Origin of the sequence: Psychroflexus curvus (genome assembly GCF_020164585.1) — a bacterium.
In the GTDB taxonomy this organism is placed as follows: Bacteria; Bacteroidota; Bacteroidia; order Flavobacteriales; family Flavobacteriaceae; genus Psychroflexus; species Psychroflexus curvus.
This window is the reverse complement of record NZ_JAIQZF010000005.1, coordinates 227940-243810: the sequence shown is the minus strand read 5'-3', so window position 1 is coordinate 243810 and position 15871 is coordinate 227940. Positions and strand designations below refer to the sequence as shown.

Below are 15871 nucleotides of genomic sequence, written 5' to 3'. Positions count from 1 at the left end.
ACTCAAAATTGAAGTCGATATCTCATTTTTTCGTATGAGATAATCCTTATATTTGCAAAACTTTATTCTAGAATCAATATGCAGTATAAGCGAATTTTACTCAAACTATCAGGTGAGGCTCTTATGGGAGACCGCCAATATGGAATTGACCCCAAGCGACTTGATGATTACGCAAAAGAAATCAAATCCATAATCGATAAAGGAGTAGAGGTTGCTATAGTTATTGGAGGCGGTAACATCTTTAGAGGTATTGCCGGTGCCAGCAAAGGAATGGATAGAGTACAAGGCGATCATATGGGGATGCTGGCGACGGTCATAAACGGACTTGCTTTGCAAAGTTCCTGTGAAGATAATGGAATGCAAACCAGGCTTCAGTCCGCTATCAAAATCAACGAAGTGGCAGAGCCTTTTATAAGAAGAAAAGCAATTCGACACCTTGAAAAAGGGAGAGTAGTTATTTTTGGAGGTGGAACAGGAAATCCCTATTTCACTACAGATTCTGCTGCTGTCCTTAGAGCTATTGAAATGGAAGCAGACGTTATTTTGAAAGGAACACGTGTGGATGGTATTTATACATCAGATCCAGAGCAAAACAGAGACGCCACAAAATTCGATTTTATCAGTTTTGAAGAAGTTTTAAAAAAAGGTTTGAAAGTCATGGACACCACTGCTTTCACGCTTAGTCAGGAAAATGAATTGCCTATTATTGTATTTGACATGAATACACCTGGAAATTTATTGAGAATAATTTCAGGAGAAAAAATTGGAACCAAAGTGAATTTATAGACTAAAGATATGAATGAAGAAATAGAATTTATTGTAGATAGCGCCAAAGAATCGATGCAGGAAGCTATAAAGCATCTTAGAAAACAGTTGGTAAACATTAGAGCGGGGAAGGCCAATCCTTCCATGCTGTCTTCAGTTATGGTAGAGTATTACGGAACTATGACTCCGCTAAACCAGGTGGGTAATGTGAATACACCCGATGCAAGAACGCTAACTATTCAGCCTTTTGAAAAATCTATAATGAAGGAGATTGAAAAAGGAATCATGAATGCCAATCTTGGTTTTAACCCGATGAACAACGGAGAAAGTGTGATTATCAACGTTCCGCCATTAACTGAAGAAAGACGTGTTCAGCTTTCTAAACAAGCCAAAGCTGAAGCTGAAGAAGCTAAAATTGGTATCAGAAATGACAGGAGAGCTGCCATGAATGAGATTAAAAAAGCGGATCTTCCAGAAGATGTCCAGAAGGATACTGAAGATGAAATTCAGAAACTGACAGATGCTTTTATAGAAGAAATCGATAAGATTTATACCAACAAAGAAAAAGAAATCATGACCGTATAAGTAACGCGGCCTCTTAGATTTATAATTTTTACATTTGAAAATACAACATTTTTTAGGGTTTCTGCCATTTATAATAGCACTAAACGTCAATGCTCAATCTCCTATAAAAGGAAAGATAGTTGACAGTTCAAATTCTGAAAAAAATATCCATAACGCTGTTTTGATAACTGATCAACAGCGTTATTTTTTTTCAAATAGCCTGGGTGAGTTTTCTGTACAACTCAGGCAAGGTGAAAAAATAGACAGGCTCGTCTCCAAGGGCTATCAAACTTTAGACACTTTTTCAGAGGTTTCAATTTTGAAAATGACTCCTGCTAAGTCAGAAAATTCAAAAAGAATAAATCGGGACGAAATTGATTTCATCGCAGAGAATCAAGTCATGTCAACCAATTTCAGTTTCAAAAGCCAAAGCAAAACTTTGATTTCCAGTTCTGAATTTGATTTCGTTTTAAGAAAAGACATCCACCTAAAATTGACAGAGGAAGAAGGGCTTCAACGAACGTATAAGGCCTTAGGCGTAGATGGTTTGGATGAAGTTGTTCCTAAACTGGTGAACAGAGACATTAATCCTTTCAATTGGTTTCAAACCTATATTGAAATCTTTGATCATGAATTTGTCTCACCATTTCATAAATTGAGGACTCATCTTTATGACTTTTATTCGATTTACGAAGACGCTGATGTCAAAATAATAAGTTTTGAGCCCTTAAAGAAAGGCTTTCAACGCTCATTTAAGGGTGTTTTGATTTTGGACAAGTCCACTTCAAAACTTAATAGTCTAAAAGCCACGTTAGATGGAGATTTTAAATTAGATCTAGTTACAAACTTCCATCTCGAAACGGGTCTCCCTGAAAAAACTCAACTCACTATCAATCCTGGTGCTGGCGGAACAAAGCTTTCCTTTTTTGGTGGAGGGTTGTCTTTTGGCAGAATTCAAAAGAAGAATCCTGACGGAGAAGCTCAGTTAACCCACCAGCAAGTGTATTACGATGTTATGGCTAATGATACTGTTTCTCCGTTTCCAAAATCTTTTTCTAAAATCTTAGAGGATAAAAATCAAGAGGTCCCAGAGGAATATTGGACAGATGTTGAGCATTCGTTTATGAATGAGTTTGAGCAAAATACGTCTGAGTTGAAAGCCTACATCAAAGAAGAAAAGATTGAAAAAAGAGTCAAAAGAATTTCCAGTTTTGATGGCGGCTATTTACCTGTGAGCATATTCGATGTGGATCTGACTCGGCTCTTCAAGGCTAACAGTTACGAAGGTATTCGTCTAGGGGTAGGAGTGATTACCAATGAATCCTTTTCAGAAAAATTTCGTTTGGGCGGTTTTACGGCTTATGGGTTCAAAGATGAAACTGTTAAGTATGGTTTTAATGGAGGAATGCTTCTGGATGCTGATTCTTCCACCTGGCTAAATGCCTTTTATGATAACGATATTGAGGAAGTGGGAATGAACAATTATCTTACAGACCAACGCGTGTACTCATTGTTTGAGCCTAGACTCGTCAATATTACTTTCTTTTATAAATATGAAAAATATGGATTAAGTCTTCAGCATAATTTCACACCACAATTGATGTCTGAATTCAAAGTCGATAAAAACAAAATATCGCAAACCACTGATTATGCTTTTCTAAATGATGGAAACTTGTTTGATGATTACGACTTGACCACTGCAACCTTTGGGTTAAGATGGACCCCAAATTACACCTATTCCAAAATTGGTAAGAGAATTTATATCAATGATAAATCCACACCAGAAGTCTCAGCACAGGTGAGTCAGAGTTTTAAAGGAGTGATGGACGGAGACTTTAGTTTTACAAAACTGAGTGCTAAAATTGATTATGATATTCAGCATAACTGGGGAAGCCATTCCAGTATCGAATTGGGTGGCGATGTTGGTTTTGGAGATATTCCACTAATGCAAACGTTTCATGCTTTTCCCAACAGTCCCAACAAAGAGACGATTCTCAACAGATTTTCAGTAGCAGGGGTAAAGAGTTTTGAAACCATGTACTTTAATGAATTTTTCAGTACAAAGCTGGCAACATTGCACCTAAAGCACACCCTGCCACCTTTTAAAATCACAAATACAATACAGCCAGAATTGGTTTTACTTTCACGGCATGCGATTGGCAATTTTGATAACCCTGAACAGCATCAGAATATTGGTTTTAATACCTTATCAAAAGGTTATAATGAAGCAGGATTTGAGCTCAATAAGTTATTTTTTGGCTTTGGGTTGAGTTTTGCTTATCGCTATGGAGCCTATCACCTTCCCAATCTAGAAGATAATATGTCTTTCAAGTTCACTTTTTACTTAAAGCTTTAACATTTAAAACAGTTAAGCGTTTTTGATTTTTTACATTTGCAAATTCATATAACATACTAAATGCAAAAGGTTTTTAGCTTCGGATTTTGGAACTTCATCGCTAGCAGGATTTTAAGAAACAGAATAGTAATCATTCTTATACTTTTAGGGATCACGGTGTTTCTTGGTTTTCAATGGAAACACATGCAGTTTTCTTTTTCAGAAGCGAATATGCTTCCCGATGATGCCCCAATCAACCAGCAGTATGCCGATTTTGAAGAAAAATTTGGGTCTGATGGTAATGTGATTATGATTGCCACAGATGATTCTGATTTATTCACATCAGAAAACTTTAAAGCCTGGGCTGAACTAGCGGATACCTTAGCTACTTTTCCTGAAATAAAATCGGTTATAGGAATTCATAACCTTCAAAAATTGCAGAAACGTGAAGATCCCAAACGTTTTGAAATGCAACCGATTTTAGATAGCGATACTATCTCTGGAACACAGATAAAATCTTACGAAGAGTCCCTTTTTACTGAGTATCCTTTCTATGATGGACTCATTTTTAATTCTGAAACCAAGACTGTCCAGACCGTTGCCTACATGAAGGATAGCATCGTTAATGCTAAAGGGCGTAAGATTTTCATCATGGATAAATTTGTTCCATTGATAGAATCTTTTAAGGCCAAAAATTCCATGGAAATTCATGTGTCGGGCATGCCTTATATACGAACTTTGAATTCTCAAAATATAGTGGACGAGATTCAGTGGTTTGTCCTCTCCGCCTTATTGGTGACTTCCTTTATTTTCTTTTTCTTCTTTAGGTCTTTTCGAGCAACGCTTATCTCTATGCTTACGGTAATTATAGGGGTGATGTGGGCGTTTGGGTTTATTGGGTTGCTTGGATTTGAAATCACTGCATTAACAGCTGTCATACCGCCTTTAATTATCATTATAGGTATTCCCAACTGTATATTTTTGATCAATAAATACCAACACGAGATCAAGCAACATGGCAATCAGGCTAAATCTTTACAGCGTGTCATTACTAAAATTGGTAATGCAACCCTGATGACCAATGTGACGACCGCCTCTGGATTCGCCACCTTCATATTTACGCGAAGTGAGCTGCTAAAGGAGTTTGGTATCTTAGCCTCTATCAATATCATCGCCATTTTTATTCTGAGTTTACTTCTCATACCTATCATTTACAGTTATATGCCGTTGCCAAAAGACAAGCATTTGAGGCATCTTGGTAAAAAATGGATAGAAGGTTTTGTAGAGTGGATTGTGAAAATGGTAAAATATAAAAGGATTGCTATTTACTTCACTTCAGTTGCTATTTTAGGCTTAAGCATTATAGGTATTTTCAACATAAAAATCTCTGGAAGTTTGTTGGAAGATATGCCGCAAAGCGCAGAATTTTTTAAAGACATCAAATTTTTTGAAGATAAATTTGACGGAGTACTTCCGCTTGAAATCATGATTGATACCAAACGAGAAAATGGAGTCACCAAGTTATCTACGCTTAAAAAAATGGATAGGTTAAAGTCAGAAATTAGCGAAATTGAAGAGCTTTCTCCTCCACTTTCTGTTGTGAATCTGGCCAAATATGCCAAGCAGGCTTTTTATAACAACAATCCCAAATTTTACCAGCTGCCTACTTCGCAGGAACAGACGTTTATGTCCCCTTACATTAAAAGCATGGACAATATGGAAGGCGGTATAACCTCTTTTGTAGATTCTACCGGTCAATTTGCAAGGATGACCATGTTTATGAAGGATGTCACTACTGAAGAAATTTCGAGAATAGAATCAAAATTACTTCCCGAAATCAATAAAATATTTCCAGAAGACCGCTACGAAGTCACTTTGACCGGGAAAGCTTTGGTTTACCAAAAAGGCACTTATTATTTGGTTGATAATCTTATTATTTCATTGACCCTGGCCATTGTGCTTATCGCCTTGTTTATGGCCTGGATGTTCCGTTCCTTTAGGATGATCTTGATTTCACTTATTCCTAATTTACTGCCGTTATTGATGACTGCAGGAATGATGGGCTTTATTGGGGTCCCTATAAAACCTTCTACTATTCTGGTGTTTAGTATTGCCTTCGGAATTAGTGTAGATGATACTATTCATTTCCTGGCGAAATATAGACAAGAGCTTAAAGCGAATAACTGGAGGATAAAACAGTCGGTTTATCCGGCCTTAAGAGAGACAACGGTGAGTATGTTTTATACCTCAATTGTCCTGTTTTTTGGTTTTTCGGTGTTTATGATTTCAAGTTTTGGAGGGACGGTTGCTCTTGGCGGTCTGGTGTCGGCGACTCTATTGTTTGCCATGCTGGCGAACTTACTGCTGCTTCCTTCTTTGTTGCTTTCTTTGGAAAGAAGTATCGCTAACAAGAAAACGATGAAGGAGCCACAGATGAAAATCATTGATGAAGATAATGACGATTCTAAGGCGATTTATTAGATTGCTTGAAGTGAAAAGGTTATAATTTCAATGCAAAATGGCAAAAAGAAAAAATGGTACAATACCATAGAGATGGTAGGAACTTTACTATTCGTATTTCCTCCTGTTGGAATTTACGAACTGTATAAAAGTGACACGATTAGTTCAAAATGGAAAAATATGGTTTATATCGTTTTAGCGATGGTCATCTTATTTTTTTCAATACTCTTTTTGACTTGAACTCATTGTACATAACCAAAAATCCCCTTTTGTTTTTATATTGATTTAGTAGACCTCACAGATTTTGAAAACCGGAGAGGTCTGAATGCATAAGTTAATACTTAGAGTTTTGTAATATGATTGTACTTATAATCCTAAATACATACTTATCATTGTCTTAATGAAAAATTTTGAAGTCAATAAAGGTCTTTTCAAATGCATTGATCTTAAATTCAATGCCTTACTAAATAAGTCAAATGTGCTATGAAAAAGCAAGTGTTTCGATTTAAAGAATTTGAAGTAAATCACTCTAAATCTGCCATGAAAATTGGAACGGATTCGGTTTTGCTCGGGGCGTGGACCTCTATTGGCCATAGCGTCAATTCCATTCTCGATGTTGGTGCAGGAACTGGTATTCTGGCTCTTCAGCTCGCTCAGCGGTCGCCTGCTGAAACTATTGATTCGGTGGAAATTGATCCTGATGCTTTTGAAGAATGCGTCACTAATTTTGAAAACAGTCCGTGGGGAGATCGCTTGTTTTGCTATCATGCCAGTTTCACAGAATTTTATTCTGAAATGGACGAGACCTATGATTTGATTGTCTCCAATCCCCCTTATTTTTCTGAACAGCCCAAATTTGATATTCAAAATACGGCCCGCGAAAAGGCTAGATTCCAGGAACACCTCAGTTTTGAAGATTTGTTGCTGGGGGTTTCCATCTTGTTGTCACCCGATGGAGCATTCAGTGTGGTTCTTCCCTTTTCAGAACAAGAGAAATTCATTTCGGTAGCTAACGACTACCAGCTTTACCCATCAGATATACTGGAGGTAAGAGGCCAGCCCACTTCCCCAATTAAGCGAACTCTGCTTAAATTCAAAAGAAATAAAACAGAATCCATTTCCAGAAAAGAACTGATTATTGAACTTTCCCGGCACGATTACACGCAAGACTATAAAGAGTTGGTAAAAGATTTTTACCTAAAGATGTGATTTAAGTAAAATAATAACAAAGCTTCATAGTAAATCAGTCTTGTATTCGTTAAATTTGAACATAAGAACAATTAGACATGAAACAGGATACCTTTCAAGCTCCAGATTATTACAATATAGATGATCTACTGACCGAAGAGCACCAGATGATCCGCCAGGCGGCGAGGGACTGGGTAAAGCGTGATGTAAGTCCGATTATAGAAGAAGCTGCGCAAAAGGCAGAATTTCCTAAGTCCATCATAAAAGGCTTGTCCGAAATTGGAGCTTTTGGGCCTTATATTCCGGAAGAATATGGTGGTGCAGGTTTAGATCAGATTTCTTACGGATTGATCATGCAGGAGATAGAACGCGGAGATAGTGGGGTCCGGTCTACGGCATCGGTGCAATCTTCCTTGGTGATGTTTCCCATCTATGCTTATGGAACGGAGGAACAGCGAAAGAAGTTTTTACCAAAACTGGCGACTGGTGAGTTTATGGGATCGTTTGGATTGACAGAGCCAGACCACGGTTCCAATCCAAGTGGGATGACCACTCATTTTGAAGATAAAGGAGACCATTACCTGCTCAATGGAGCCAAGATGTGGATATCCAATTCACCATTTTGTGATGTTGCTGTGGTGTGGGCCAAAAACGAAGAGGGAAGGATTCACGGACTGATAGTCGAGCGCGGAATGGAAGGCTTTTCTACTCCAGAAACGCATAATAAGTGGTCGCTGAGAGCTTCCGCTACTGGTGAATTGATCTTTCAAAATGTAAAAGTTCCAAAAGAAAATTTACTGCCAGGCAAAAGCGGTCTTGGAGCCCCTTTATCCTGTTTGGATTCTGCCCGTTATGGCATTGCCTGGGGAGCGATAGGAGCAGCGATGGATTGCTATGATACAGCTTTGCGCTATGCTAAAGAAAGAATTCAGTTTGGAAAACCTATTGCTGGTTTTCAACTTCAGCAAAAGAAGCTGGCCGAAATGATTACTGAAATTACCAAAGCCCAGTTATTGGCTCTGCGTTTGGGTCAGTTAAAAAATGAAGGCAAAGCGACCTCAGCCCAAATTTCTATGGCCAAACGAAACAATGTGGAAATGGCGATTAACATTGCCAGAGAAGCAAGGCAAATCCTAGGCGGTATGGGCATTAGTGGAGATTACAGTATTATGCGACATATGATGAACCTGGAAAGTGTCATCACTTACGAGGGAACACACGATATTCACCTGCTGATTACAGGACTGGATATTACGGGGATTTCGGCTTTTAAATAAAAGAACTTCAGCAAGAACATACATGAGTCAATTTTGTTTAGGTCCGAACGGAGTCGAGAACAAACAAAAACTGAATCCATACTCAAATCATGAAAACCTACTTTGTTTAAATCATCGAGTGTCTACTCCACAGGAATGACTAACAACACAAACAGGAGGTGGCAGAAGCATTGCTATAGTGATTAAAATAAAGTGGCTTACCCTTATAACCGAAAACCACTGGAGTTTTTATGAAATTTTTAATGATGCTAAGCAAGCTTTTGATTTTGAATAAAAAATAAAGAAGCGGAGTTGTCTTGAAAAAGAGTCTTTGATAAATATAAACTGGAATAAGTCAAAAGAATTATCTGAATGAAGAAATCAGTTGCTTTATCAATTTAAAGATTAAAAATAAAAGGTTCCCGCCTCATCTTTATATGTCATCAGTACATCCAGATGGACTTTGAAACAAAAATGGTTTTGGGCTGAATTTATTTTAAGCCAGGTCGAAGAGCTCAAACATAAATAAAACAATTCGAAAATCGGTAAAGTAAATAGAAGTGCCATTGATAGGTATTTTAGATGGAGGTTTTAAATTAACAATCGCACATTCAAAATAAAATTTTAAAATATATAGGCAGGGAGAGTTTAATCTCCAATGTCTCTTTATTTTTGTAAAAAAATGATGATGCAGATAGAGCAGCTTAAAGAAAATTTAAAAGAATTAAGATCACAACTTATTGATCACAGGCTCTACAAAAGCGTAGAATCTCCGCAGGACTTACAGATTTTTATGAAGCATCATGTGTTTGCGGTCTGGGATTTTATGTCTTTGCTGAAATCTCTTCAGACTCAGTTAACCTGTACCACTACACCATGGATGCCTAAAGGGAACCCAAAGCACCGCTACCTGATCAATGAAATTGTTCTAGCGGAAGAAACCGATATCAACTTTGAAGGCGAACGCCAGAGTCATTTTGAAATGTATCTCGATGCCATGAAAAGTGCAGAGGCTTCCACCGAGCAGGTGATGGATTTCATCCACCAGGTTCAGCATGGAACCGACATTTTTTTAGTGATTGCTACAAGTGATTTGCCAGAGACTGTCAAAGCGTTTTTACTGTTTACATTCAACACCATACAGCGCGGAAAAGCTCATGAAGTCGCCGCCTGTTTTACGTTTGGCCGAGAGGAACTTATCCCCGATATGTTTACCTCTATCATCGGTGAAATCCAGAAAAATTTTCCTGAGAAGGACCTGAGTCTTTTCAAATATTACTTTGACAGGCATATCGAGCTGGATGGAGATGAGCACGGGCCTATGGCTCTTGAATTGATCTCTGCTTTATGTGGTGATGACGAGCAGAAGTGGAAAGAAGTCGAGGTTTGTTCCCGGGAGGCTTTGGAAAAGCGACTCGGCCTTTGGGATGGGATAGCCAAAGAAATCGAGTATTACAAGGCGATTGCTTGAAAAAAAAAAGCCCCCCTTGTTTTAGACACGAGCCTGCCTGACGGCAAAGGCAGGCGAGACGCTCTCGCCAGCAATGGAATTATATAATATCAGAAGTAGAGTAAAAGTCCTCCCTCCTTGGGAGGGAGCTAGAGGGAGGATTTCACTCCTCGCTCGGTGCCAATCTTACTTTTAGACCTTCAAGATCTTCAGTAATGGGAATTTGACAACTCAATCTGCTGTTGTCTTTTACGAAAAATGCTTCAGCCAGCATAGCTTCCTCATCGTCTTCTTTTTCCGGAAGTTCTGTGTTGGATTGAACATAGCACTGGCAGGAAGCGCACATGGCCATTCCACCACAAATTCCAATTGTTCCTTCCGGAGCGAGTTCGTAGGAGCGAATCACTTCCATCAGATTCATTGCCATATCCGTAGGGGCATCGACTGTATGAGCAGTGCCTTCTCTGTCTATAATTGTGATTTTTACATCCATAATTCAAACTAAAATCTGTGATGCAAAACTACAGAATTGATTGCTCATGTTTCTCGAAAATAGTTAAGTTTTAGATGGTATTTTGAAAAGCTATAGCAAGCCTGTTTGGCTTATTCTATTTATATATTCTCAACGCCTCAAGTGAGTCTTAAAAAGAGTTCGAACTTGTAAAATTTTATTTTTTGTTTTCTTCCATTTCTTTTTCAAACGTAGAAATACTCCGGTTTAAAGCTGTTTTCAGCTGAATAATTTCGGATTTCAACTCTTCCTTTTTTTCACCCGAAGCCTTTTTAAACTCTTCCAGTTTTTTATTTAGCTCAGCTTTTCTATCCGCTATGTCTTGCTTTTCGTCCTTAAACTGGTTCTGAAGATCTGCACTTAAGCTGTTGTAATTTTCTATCACGTCATTAGTACTGGCCTCAATATCCTTTTCCAATTTATCGATATTATCACTCAGGTTATCCCACTTTTCTGCAGTGTATGCTTTGGAGACCTGTATAACGTCCTCCATCTCTCTTTGAATGTCTTCAGAAGAGGTGTTTTCATCTTTTTTGGATGTATTGCAGGAAATTATAAGCGCGGAAAGAATCAATACGATGATTAACGATTTCAATTTAGTCCTGCTTCCAGTATAAGATTCTGAGCCTATAGAAAACTTTAGGTTTGTAGGAATCTTTTCTGTTGATTGTTTTTGAGTGTTCATAATCCTGATTTTTTTAAGAATTAAAATTTAAGTTTAGCCGAAAGGATTTAAAAAGCAAGTGGACTCTAGAAATTTCTAAACTCAAACCGGTAATCTTTTAATCAATACTTCTTATCACTGATTTTGGCGCTTCCTTTTTGGTTCCGTCAAATCCAGTGACGCCGCCAACGGTGGTGTACTTTAAGACATTGCGTTTGTTGGGATGAATTTTGGCAAATGCACTTTGGCACATCAGGGTGGCTTCATGAAATCCGCAAAGAATCAATTTCAGCTTACCCGGATAGGTGTTCACATCACCAATGGCGTAAATGCCTGGAATGTTGGTTTGGTAATCTAAGGTATTATCGACTTTGATGGCATTTTTCTCAATTTCCAACCCCCAGTCAGCGATGGGACCCAGCTTTGGAGATAATCCAAACAAAGGAATAAAGTAGTCGGTTTCTAAGGTATAATCTTCCTCAGGATTATTGTTTTTTCTGATGGATACGGATTCTAAATGGTCTTCACCATGAACGTCAACGATTTCAGCCGGAGTAATCAATTTAATTTTTCCGATGTCCTTTAGCTCTTTCACGCGGTCTACTGATTCCAAGGCTCCTCGAAACTCGTTTCTTCTGTGTACCAAAGTGACTTCAGAAGCGACATCGGCCAGATAAATACTCCAGTCTAAAGCTGAATCTCCACCTCCGGCAATCACCACGGATTTATCACGAAATTTTTCAGGGTCTTTCACCATATAGTGAATGCCTTTGTTTTCAAACTTGTAGATATTGTTGATTGGCGGTTTTCTTGGTTCAAAACTTCCAAGGCCTCCGGCTATAGCGACAATAGGAGCGTGGTGTTTTGTGCCTTCATCCGTCGTGACAATAAAACTCCCATCGTCTTGTCTCTCGATATCTTTTGCTCTTTCGCCAAGGGTAAATCCGGGTTGAAAGGATTTGATCTGCTCCATCAAATTATCTACCAGTTGTCCGGCTTTCACTTCTGGAAAACCAGGAATATCGTAGATAGGTTTTTTGGGATAGAGTTCTGACAATTGACCTCCAGGTTGTGGTAAGGCGTCAATAATATGACATTTTAGTTTTAATAACCCTGCTTCAAATACAGTAAAAAGTCCTGTAGGACCAGCTCCAATGATGAGAATATCCGTTTTGATCATATCAAAATTTACTATTTTTTTAAACTTGAATCTTAAGCTAACTGATCAGCTTTTATGTTGATGACCTCTTTGATTTGAGGTGCATGCTTTTTAATCGTCATTTCCACACCAGATTTTAATGTCATCTGGTTAACCGTACAATCCACACAGGTTCCCATAAGCTGAACTTTCACGAGTGAATCATCTTCAATAGAGATGAGCTCAATGTCTCCTCCGTCACTTTTCAAAAAAGGGCGAATTTCATCCAGAGCTACTTCTATGGTTCTTCTTAATTCTTGGCCAGTCATCATATTTACTTATTTTTTACAGCACTACATCCAGCCATAGTTGTGATTTTAATAGCTTCAGTAGGCGGTAAGTTTTTATTTCTATTTACCACTTGTTGTACAGTGTTTCTTGTCAGTTCTGCAAAGGATTCGCTTAATGGGGTTCCTTCCTGTAGCGCTGCCGGGCGACCAATATCACCAGATTCTCTTAGGCTTTGCACCAATGGAATTTCTCCTAAAAATGGAACGTCTAAATCTTCTGCAAGGTATTTGGCTCCTTTTTCGCCAAAAATATAATACTTGTTGTCTGGTAATTCTTCGGGAGTGAAGTAAGCCATGTTTTCGCAAATTCCCAATACAGGAACATTGATGCTCTCCTGTTGAAACATCGAAACTGCTTTTTTAGCATCTGCCAAAGCCACATTTTGCGGAGTGCTTACAATTAAGGCGCCAGTTATTGGCATAGACTGCATAATGGACAGGTGAATATCTCCGGTTCCCGGAGGCAAGTCTACAAGAAGAAAATCTAGCTCTCCCCAGTCGGCATCAAAAATCATTTGATTGAGTGCTTTGGCAGCCATAGGACCTCTCCAAATTACAGCCTGGTCTGGCTTGGTAAAAAATCCGATAGAAAGTAACTTCACTCCATAGCTTTCTATTGGTTTCATTTTCGACTTTCCGTCTTTCGTAACAGAAAGCGGCTTTTCATTGGCCACATCAAACATGATAGGGCCAGAAGGGCCGTAAATATCGGCATCCAGTAAACCTACTTTAAACCCAAGTTTGGATAAGGTCACAGCAAGATTGGCAGTGACTGTAGATTTTCCTACCCCACCTTTACCAGAAGCCACCGCAATGATATTTTGAATACCAGGAATTGGTTTTCCTTTGATTTCATTGACATTTTTCTTCTCTGGAGCTTCTACATTTATTTTGACTTCTACTTTCGCTTTTTTATACACGTGCTCATGAATGGCTTTCATGACATCAACTTCTGCACGCTTTTTAATATGAAGAGCAGGAGTAGAAAGTTTCAAATCTACAATCACTTCATCACCAAAAGTAACTATGTTTTGTAAGGCACCGCTTTCAACTATGTTTTGTCCTTCGCCAGCTATGCTTATCGTTTCTAAAGCCTTTTTTACCTCGTCTTTATTTATTTTCATAAACTAATTAATTCTAATTAAGATTTAATCTAAATGCAAATATACAAGTTAATCCTCTATTTGCTTGTAATTCATGTGGTTTTAGGTCCACTCTTAGGGATAAATTAACGACTTGAAAACCAATCAAACCATCAAATTCTATAGCACAAGCAGATTACAGCCTCGTATATCGCTTTGATCGAATCTCCCCAGGATTTCAAATTCGTTTGAATTGATTTGCTTTCCCAGATCCTGCGTGGCTATAAACGGACAAGAATCGATATTGGCTAAGTCAATAACATTGATGCCTCCTGTTTTCCCGTTTTCTAAATACTGAAATGGATCTTCGGTATCACGGATAAGGATTTTCATGTGGGGTGGGCATTCAAATTTGCTCTGACCTTTGGAATACGCCTGCGATAAAAGCTCTGTCATGCCATATTCGCTGTGAATATCTTCAACTCCAAAGCCTTTGCTTAATATGTCGTGAAGTTCCTGGCGAATCATCTCTTTGCGACGACCCTTCATGCCTCCAGTTTCCATCACAATGGTGTTTTTTAGTTGGAAAGACGTTTTCTCGACTAAATCCAACAAGGCAAACGAGACACCAATCAGTAAAATTTTATGTCCGGACTCATCAAGCTTGATGAGGATTTCAGATAACTGGTCCAATTCATTGAGATAAAAGCCACTTTCCTTGTAGTTGCTTTTCCTGATGAAATCTTCTACCATATAAATCAGCGATGAACCTTCGCGCTCCAGGTAAGAAGGGAGTAAGCCTAGAACGACAAAGTCTTCGATGCTGCCATAAAAATGCTCGAAAGTTGCTGTAAAGCTTTTTTCGTAAAGCGAAAGGTCTTTTACCTGATGCTGACTTTGAACTTGACCCGTTGTTCCGCTACTTAAAAAGGTGACTTCGGGAGTGAAATGTCCGGTTTTAACCTGATGAGTTTTAAAAAACTGAATGGGCAAAAAAGGAATATCCTGAATTGATGTTACCTCTTTACTATTGACATTGAGATGTTCACAAAACTCTCTGTATACCAAATTGGATTGGAATTGCTTCTGAAATAAATTCAGGGCAGCTTCTTCAAATTCTTGGTCAGATTTAATAGCAAAAGGGAAGCTTGAAGTCATATACTTTAATGAAATTCAAAAGTAATAAAAAAGCACCCTTTATAAGGGGTGCCTTGAATATAAAGGAGTAAATCAGTTTAGTGTACAATCACCTTTTTAGTAAGTGAAGAAGGTCCTTGATTTATTTTCAACAGGTATATTCCTGAATTTAACCCTGAAACATCTATGTTTTTTGAAGTTTTGGAAGTCAGTACCGGTTGACCAAGCATATTAAAAAACTGAATGTCAAGAGGGTCGCTTGATGAGGTTTCGATAGTTAACAGGCCGTTAGAAACCGGGTTAGGATAGAGTTTCAGGTTGATGGTATCAAATGCCTCTGCACTTAAGTTAGATGAAAAAGTACCAAGGGGCCAGGGGTTGCTTGCTGAGTCGTGAGCGGTGTCGTCGTCATTTTCATTAATACCGCTAAAAGACCAGTTAGATAATACAAAGTTAGCACCATCGGGTCCTGTATGGCTTACTCTATAAGCCCATCCATCCAGATAATCCCAGGATTCTCCAGTTCCGTCGGTAGTGATATCGCCAAATGTGTCAATGACTTGTCCGTCCTGGAATAATTCAATGGCATCATCTCCATTGATATTTGCAGCATTTGAAACATAGTCAGAATCAAATCCGAAAAAGGCATTAAAGTTTTCGGCTTCGGAAGAAATATAGATAAAGTCTCCGGCAGTTGCCGATACAGCCGGAAATGTAAATTCTTCTCCATCCGTTCCGCCACCATTATTAGCACTTCCAAGACCATAGGTGCTTAAGTCTGCAATGTCGCTTAATACATAAACCTCTATTGCTTTTGGGGTTCCGCCAGTTAAGGGACCGTCAAATACACCGGTAATAAGCATATCACCAGAAGTGTTTCCTCCAGTTTGAGCATTTAAACTGCTCAATATAGAGACACATAAAATCAATAACAAAGTAATTTTTTTCATAAGATGTGTTTTAAAGTTTAT

At 38.4% G+C, this 15871-nt stretch carries 14 protein-coding genes; 7 read left to right on the top strand and 7 right to left on the bottom strand.

The genetic code is table 11. The features are described 5' to 3' along the window. Positions 1 to 78 precede the first annotated feature (78 nt). From pyrH to LB450_RS09430, 7 genes are all read left to right on the top strand, one after another. Positions 79 to 786 carry a UMP kinase gene (pyrH, locus tag LB450_RS09460; RefSeq protein WP_224487700.1) on the top strand — a complete coding sequence of 236 codons (708 nt, stop codon included), beginning with the start codon at positions 79 to 81 and terminating at the stop codon, positions 784 to 786. Between the two features lie 9 nt (positions 787 to 795). Beyond that, positions 796 to 1350 carry a ribosome recycling factor gene (frr, locus tag LB450_RS09455; protein ID WP_224487693.1) on the top strand — a complete coding sequence of 185 codons (555 nt, stop codon included), beginning with the start codon at positions 796 to 798 and terminating at the stop codon, positions 1348 to 1350. A gap of 34 nt (positions 1351 to 1384) precedes the next feature. Continuing rightward, positions 1385 to 3685 (top strand): DUF5686 family protein, encoded by a 2301-nt coding sequence (locus tag LB450_RS09450; RefSeq protein WP_224487691.1) that lies wholly within the window; start codon positions 1385 to 1387, stop codon positions 3683 to 3685. A 60-nt stretch (positions 3686 to 3745) separates the two neighbouring features. Beyond that, positions 3746 to 6145: an efflux RND transporter permease subunit gene (locus LB450_RS09445; protein WP_224487689.1), complete on the top strand. Its 2400-nt coding sequence runs from the start codon at positions 3746 to 3748 to the stop codon at positions 6143 to 6145. A gap of 462 nt (positions 6146 to 6607) precedes the next feature. Then, on the top strand, positions 6608 to 7333 hold the full coding sequence (locus LB450_RS09440; protein ID WP_224487688.1) for a tRNA1(Val) (adenine(37)-N6)-methyltransferase: 726 nt from the start codon (positions 6608 to 6610) through the stop codon (positions 7331 to 7333). 77 nt (positions 7334 to 7410) lie between these two features. After that, the gene (locus LB450_RS09435) at positions 7411 to 8589 is read left to right on the top strand and encodes an acyl-CoA dehydrogenase family protein (RefSeq protein WP_224487686.1); all 1179 of its coding nucleotides are present in this window, start codon (positions 7411 to 7413) and stop codon (positions 8587 to 8589) included. A gap of 667 nt (positions 8590 to 9256) precedes the next feature. Next, positions 9257 to 10039 carry a DUF3050 domain-containing protein gene (locus LB450_RS09430; protein ID WP_322962768.1) on the top strand — a complete coding sequence of 261 codons (783 nt, stop codon included), beginning with the start codon at positions 9257 to 9259 and terminating at the stop codon, positions 10037 to 10039. Between the two features lie 142 nt (positions 10040 to 10181). On the opposite strand, the gene LB450_RS09425 is transcribed toward LB450_RS09430, so the two are convergent. The 7 genes from LB450_RS09425 to LB450_RS09395 all read right to left on the bottom strand — a co-directional run bounded on the left by LB450_RS09425 (position 10182) and on the right by LB450_RS09395 (position 15850). Further along, positions 10182 to 10511, bottom strand: coding sequence for a 2Fe-2S iron-sulfur cluster-binding protein (locus LB450_RS09425; protein WP_224487682.1), 330 nt, complete (start codon positions 10509 to 10511; stop codon positions 10182 to 10184). 175 nt (positions 10512 to 10686) lie between these two features. Next, on the bottom strand, positions 10687 to 11214 hold the full coding sequence (locus tag LB450_RS09420; protein ID WP_224487673.1) for a hypothetical protein: 528 nt from the start codon (positions 11212 to 11214) through the stop codon (positions 10687 to 10689). 97 nt (positions 11215 to 11311) lie between these two features. Then, the gene (locus LB450_RS09415; RefSeq protein ID WP_224487672.1) at positions 11312 to 12373 is read right to left on the bottom strand and encodes an NAD(P)/FAD-dependent oxidoreductase; all 1062 of its coding nucleotides are present in this window, start codon (positions 12371 to 12373) and stop codon (positions 11312 to 11314) included. 32 nt (positions 12374 to 12405) lie between these two features. Further along, entirely contained in the window at positions 12406 to 12660 is a 255-nt protein-coding gene (locus LB450_RS09410) for a NifU family protein (protein ID WP_224487903.1), read from the bottom strand. A gap of 5 nt (positions 12661 to 12665) precedes the next feature. Continuing rightward, the gene (locus LB450_RS09405; protein WP_224487670.1) at positions 12666 to 13805 is read right to left on the bottom strand and encodes an Mrp/NBP35 family ATP-binding protein; all 1140 of its coding nucleotides are present in this window, start codon (positions 13803 to 13805) and stop codon (positions 12666 to 12668) included. Positions 13806 to 13943: 138 nt separating this feature from the next. Next, positions 13944 to 14921 carry a LuxE/PaaK family acyltransferase gene (locus LB450_RS09400; protein ID WP_224487668.1) on the bottom strand — a complete coding sequence of 326 codons (978 nt, stop codon included), beginning with the start codon at positions 14919 to 14921 and terminating at the stop codon, positions 13944 to 13946. Positions 14922 to 14998: 77 nt separating this feature from the next. Continuing rightward, positions 14999 to 15850 carry a T9SS type A sorting domain-containing protein gene (locus LB450_RS09395; protein ID WP_224487666.1) on the bottom strand — a complete coding sequence of 284 codons (852 nt, stop codon included), beginning with the start codon at positions 15848 to 15850 and terminating at the stop codon, positions 14999 to 15001. Between the last annotated feature and the right edge of the window lie 21 nt (positions 15851 to 15871).

Excerpts from the sequence above, each read along its gene's own strand:
- pyrH (WP_224487700.1), top strand. The coding sequence starts at position 79 with ATGCAGTATAAGCGAATTTTACTCAAACTATCAGGTGAGGCTCTTATG.
- frr (WP_224487693.1), top strand. The coding sequence starts at position 796 with ATGAATGAAGAAATAGAATTTATTGTAGATAGCGCCAAAGAATCGATG.
- LB450_RS09445 (WP_224487689.1), top strand. The coding sequence starts at position 3,746 with ATGCAAAAGGTTTTTAGCTTCGGATTTTGGAACTTCATCGCTAGCAGG.
- LB450_RS09440 (WP_224487688.1), top strand. The coding sequence starts at position 6,608 with ATGAAAAAGCAAGTGTTTCGATTTAAAGAATTTGAAGTAAATCACTCT.
- LB450_RS09435 (WP_224487686.1), top strand. The coding sequence starts at position 7,411 with ATGAAACAGGATACCTTTCAAGCTCCAGATTATTACAATATAGATGAT.
- LB450_RS09430 (WP_322962768.1), top strand. The coding sequence starts at position 9,257 with ATGCAGATAGAGCAGCTTAAAGAAAATTTAAAAGAATTAAGATCACAA.
- LB450_RS09425 (WP_224487682.1), bottom strand. The coding sequence starts at position 10,511 with ATGGATGTAAAAATCACAATTATAGACAGAGAAGGCACTGCTCATACA.
- LB450_RS09420 (WP_224487673.1), bottom strand. The coding sequence starts at position 11,214 with ATGAACACTCAAAAACAATCAACAGAAAAGATTCCTACAAACCTAAAG.
- LB450_RS09415 (WP_224487672.1), bottom strand. The coding sequence starts at position 12,373 with ATGATCAAAACGGATATTCTCATCATTGGAGCTGGTCCTACAGGACTT.
- LB450_RS09410 (WP_224487903.1), bottom strand. The coding sequence starts at position 12,660 with ATGACTGGCCAAGAATTAAGAAGAACCATAGAAGTAGCTCTGGATGAA.
- LB450_RS09405 (WP_224487670.1), bottom strand. The coding sequence starts at position 13,805 with ATGAAAATAAATAAAGACGAGGTAAAAAAGGCTTTAGAAACGATAAGC.
- LB450_RS09400 (WP_224487668.1), bottom strand. The coding sequence starts at position 14,921 with ATGACTTCAAGCTTCCCTTTTGCTATTAAATCTGACCAAGAATTTGAA.
- LB450_RS09395 (WP_224487666.1), bottom strand. The coding sequence starts at position 15,850 with ATGAAAAAAATTACTTTGTTATTGATTTTATGTGTCTCTATATTGAGC.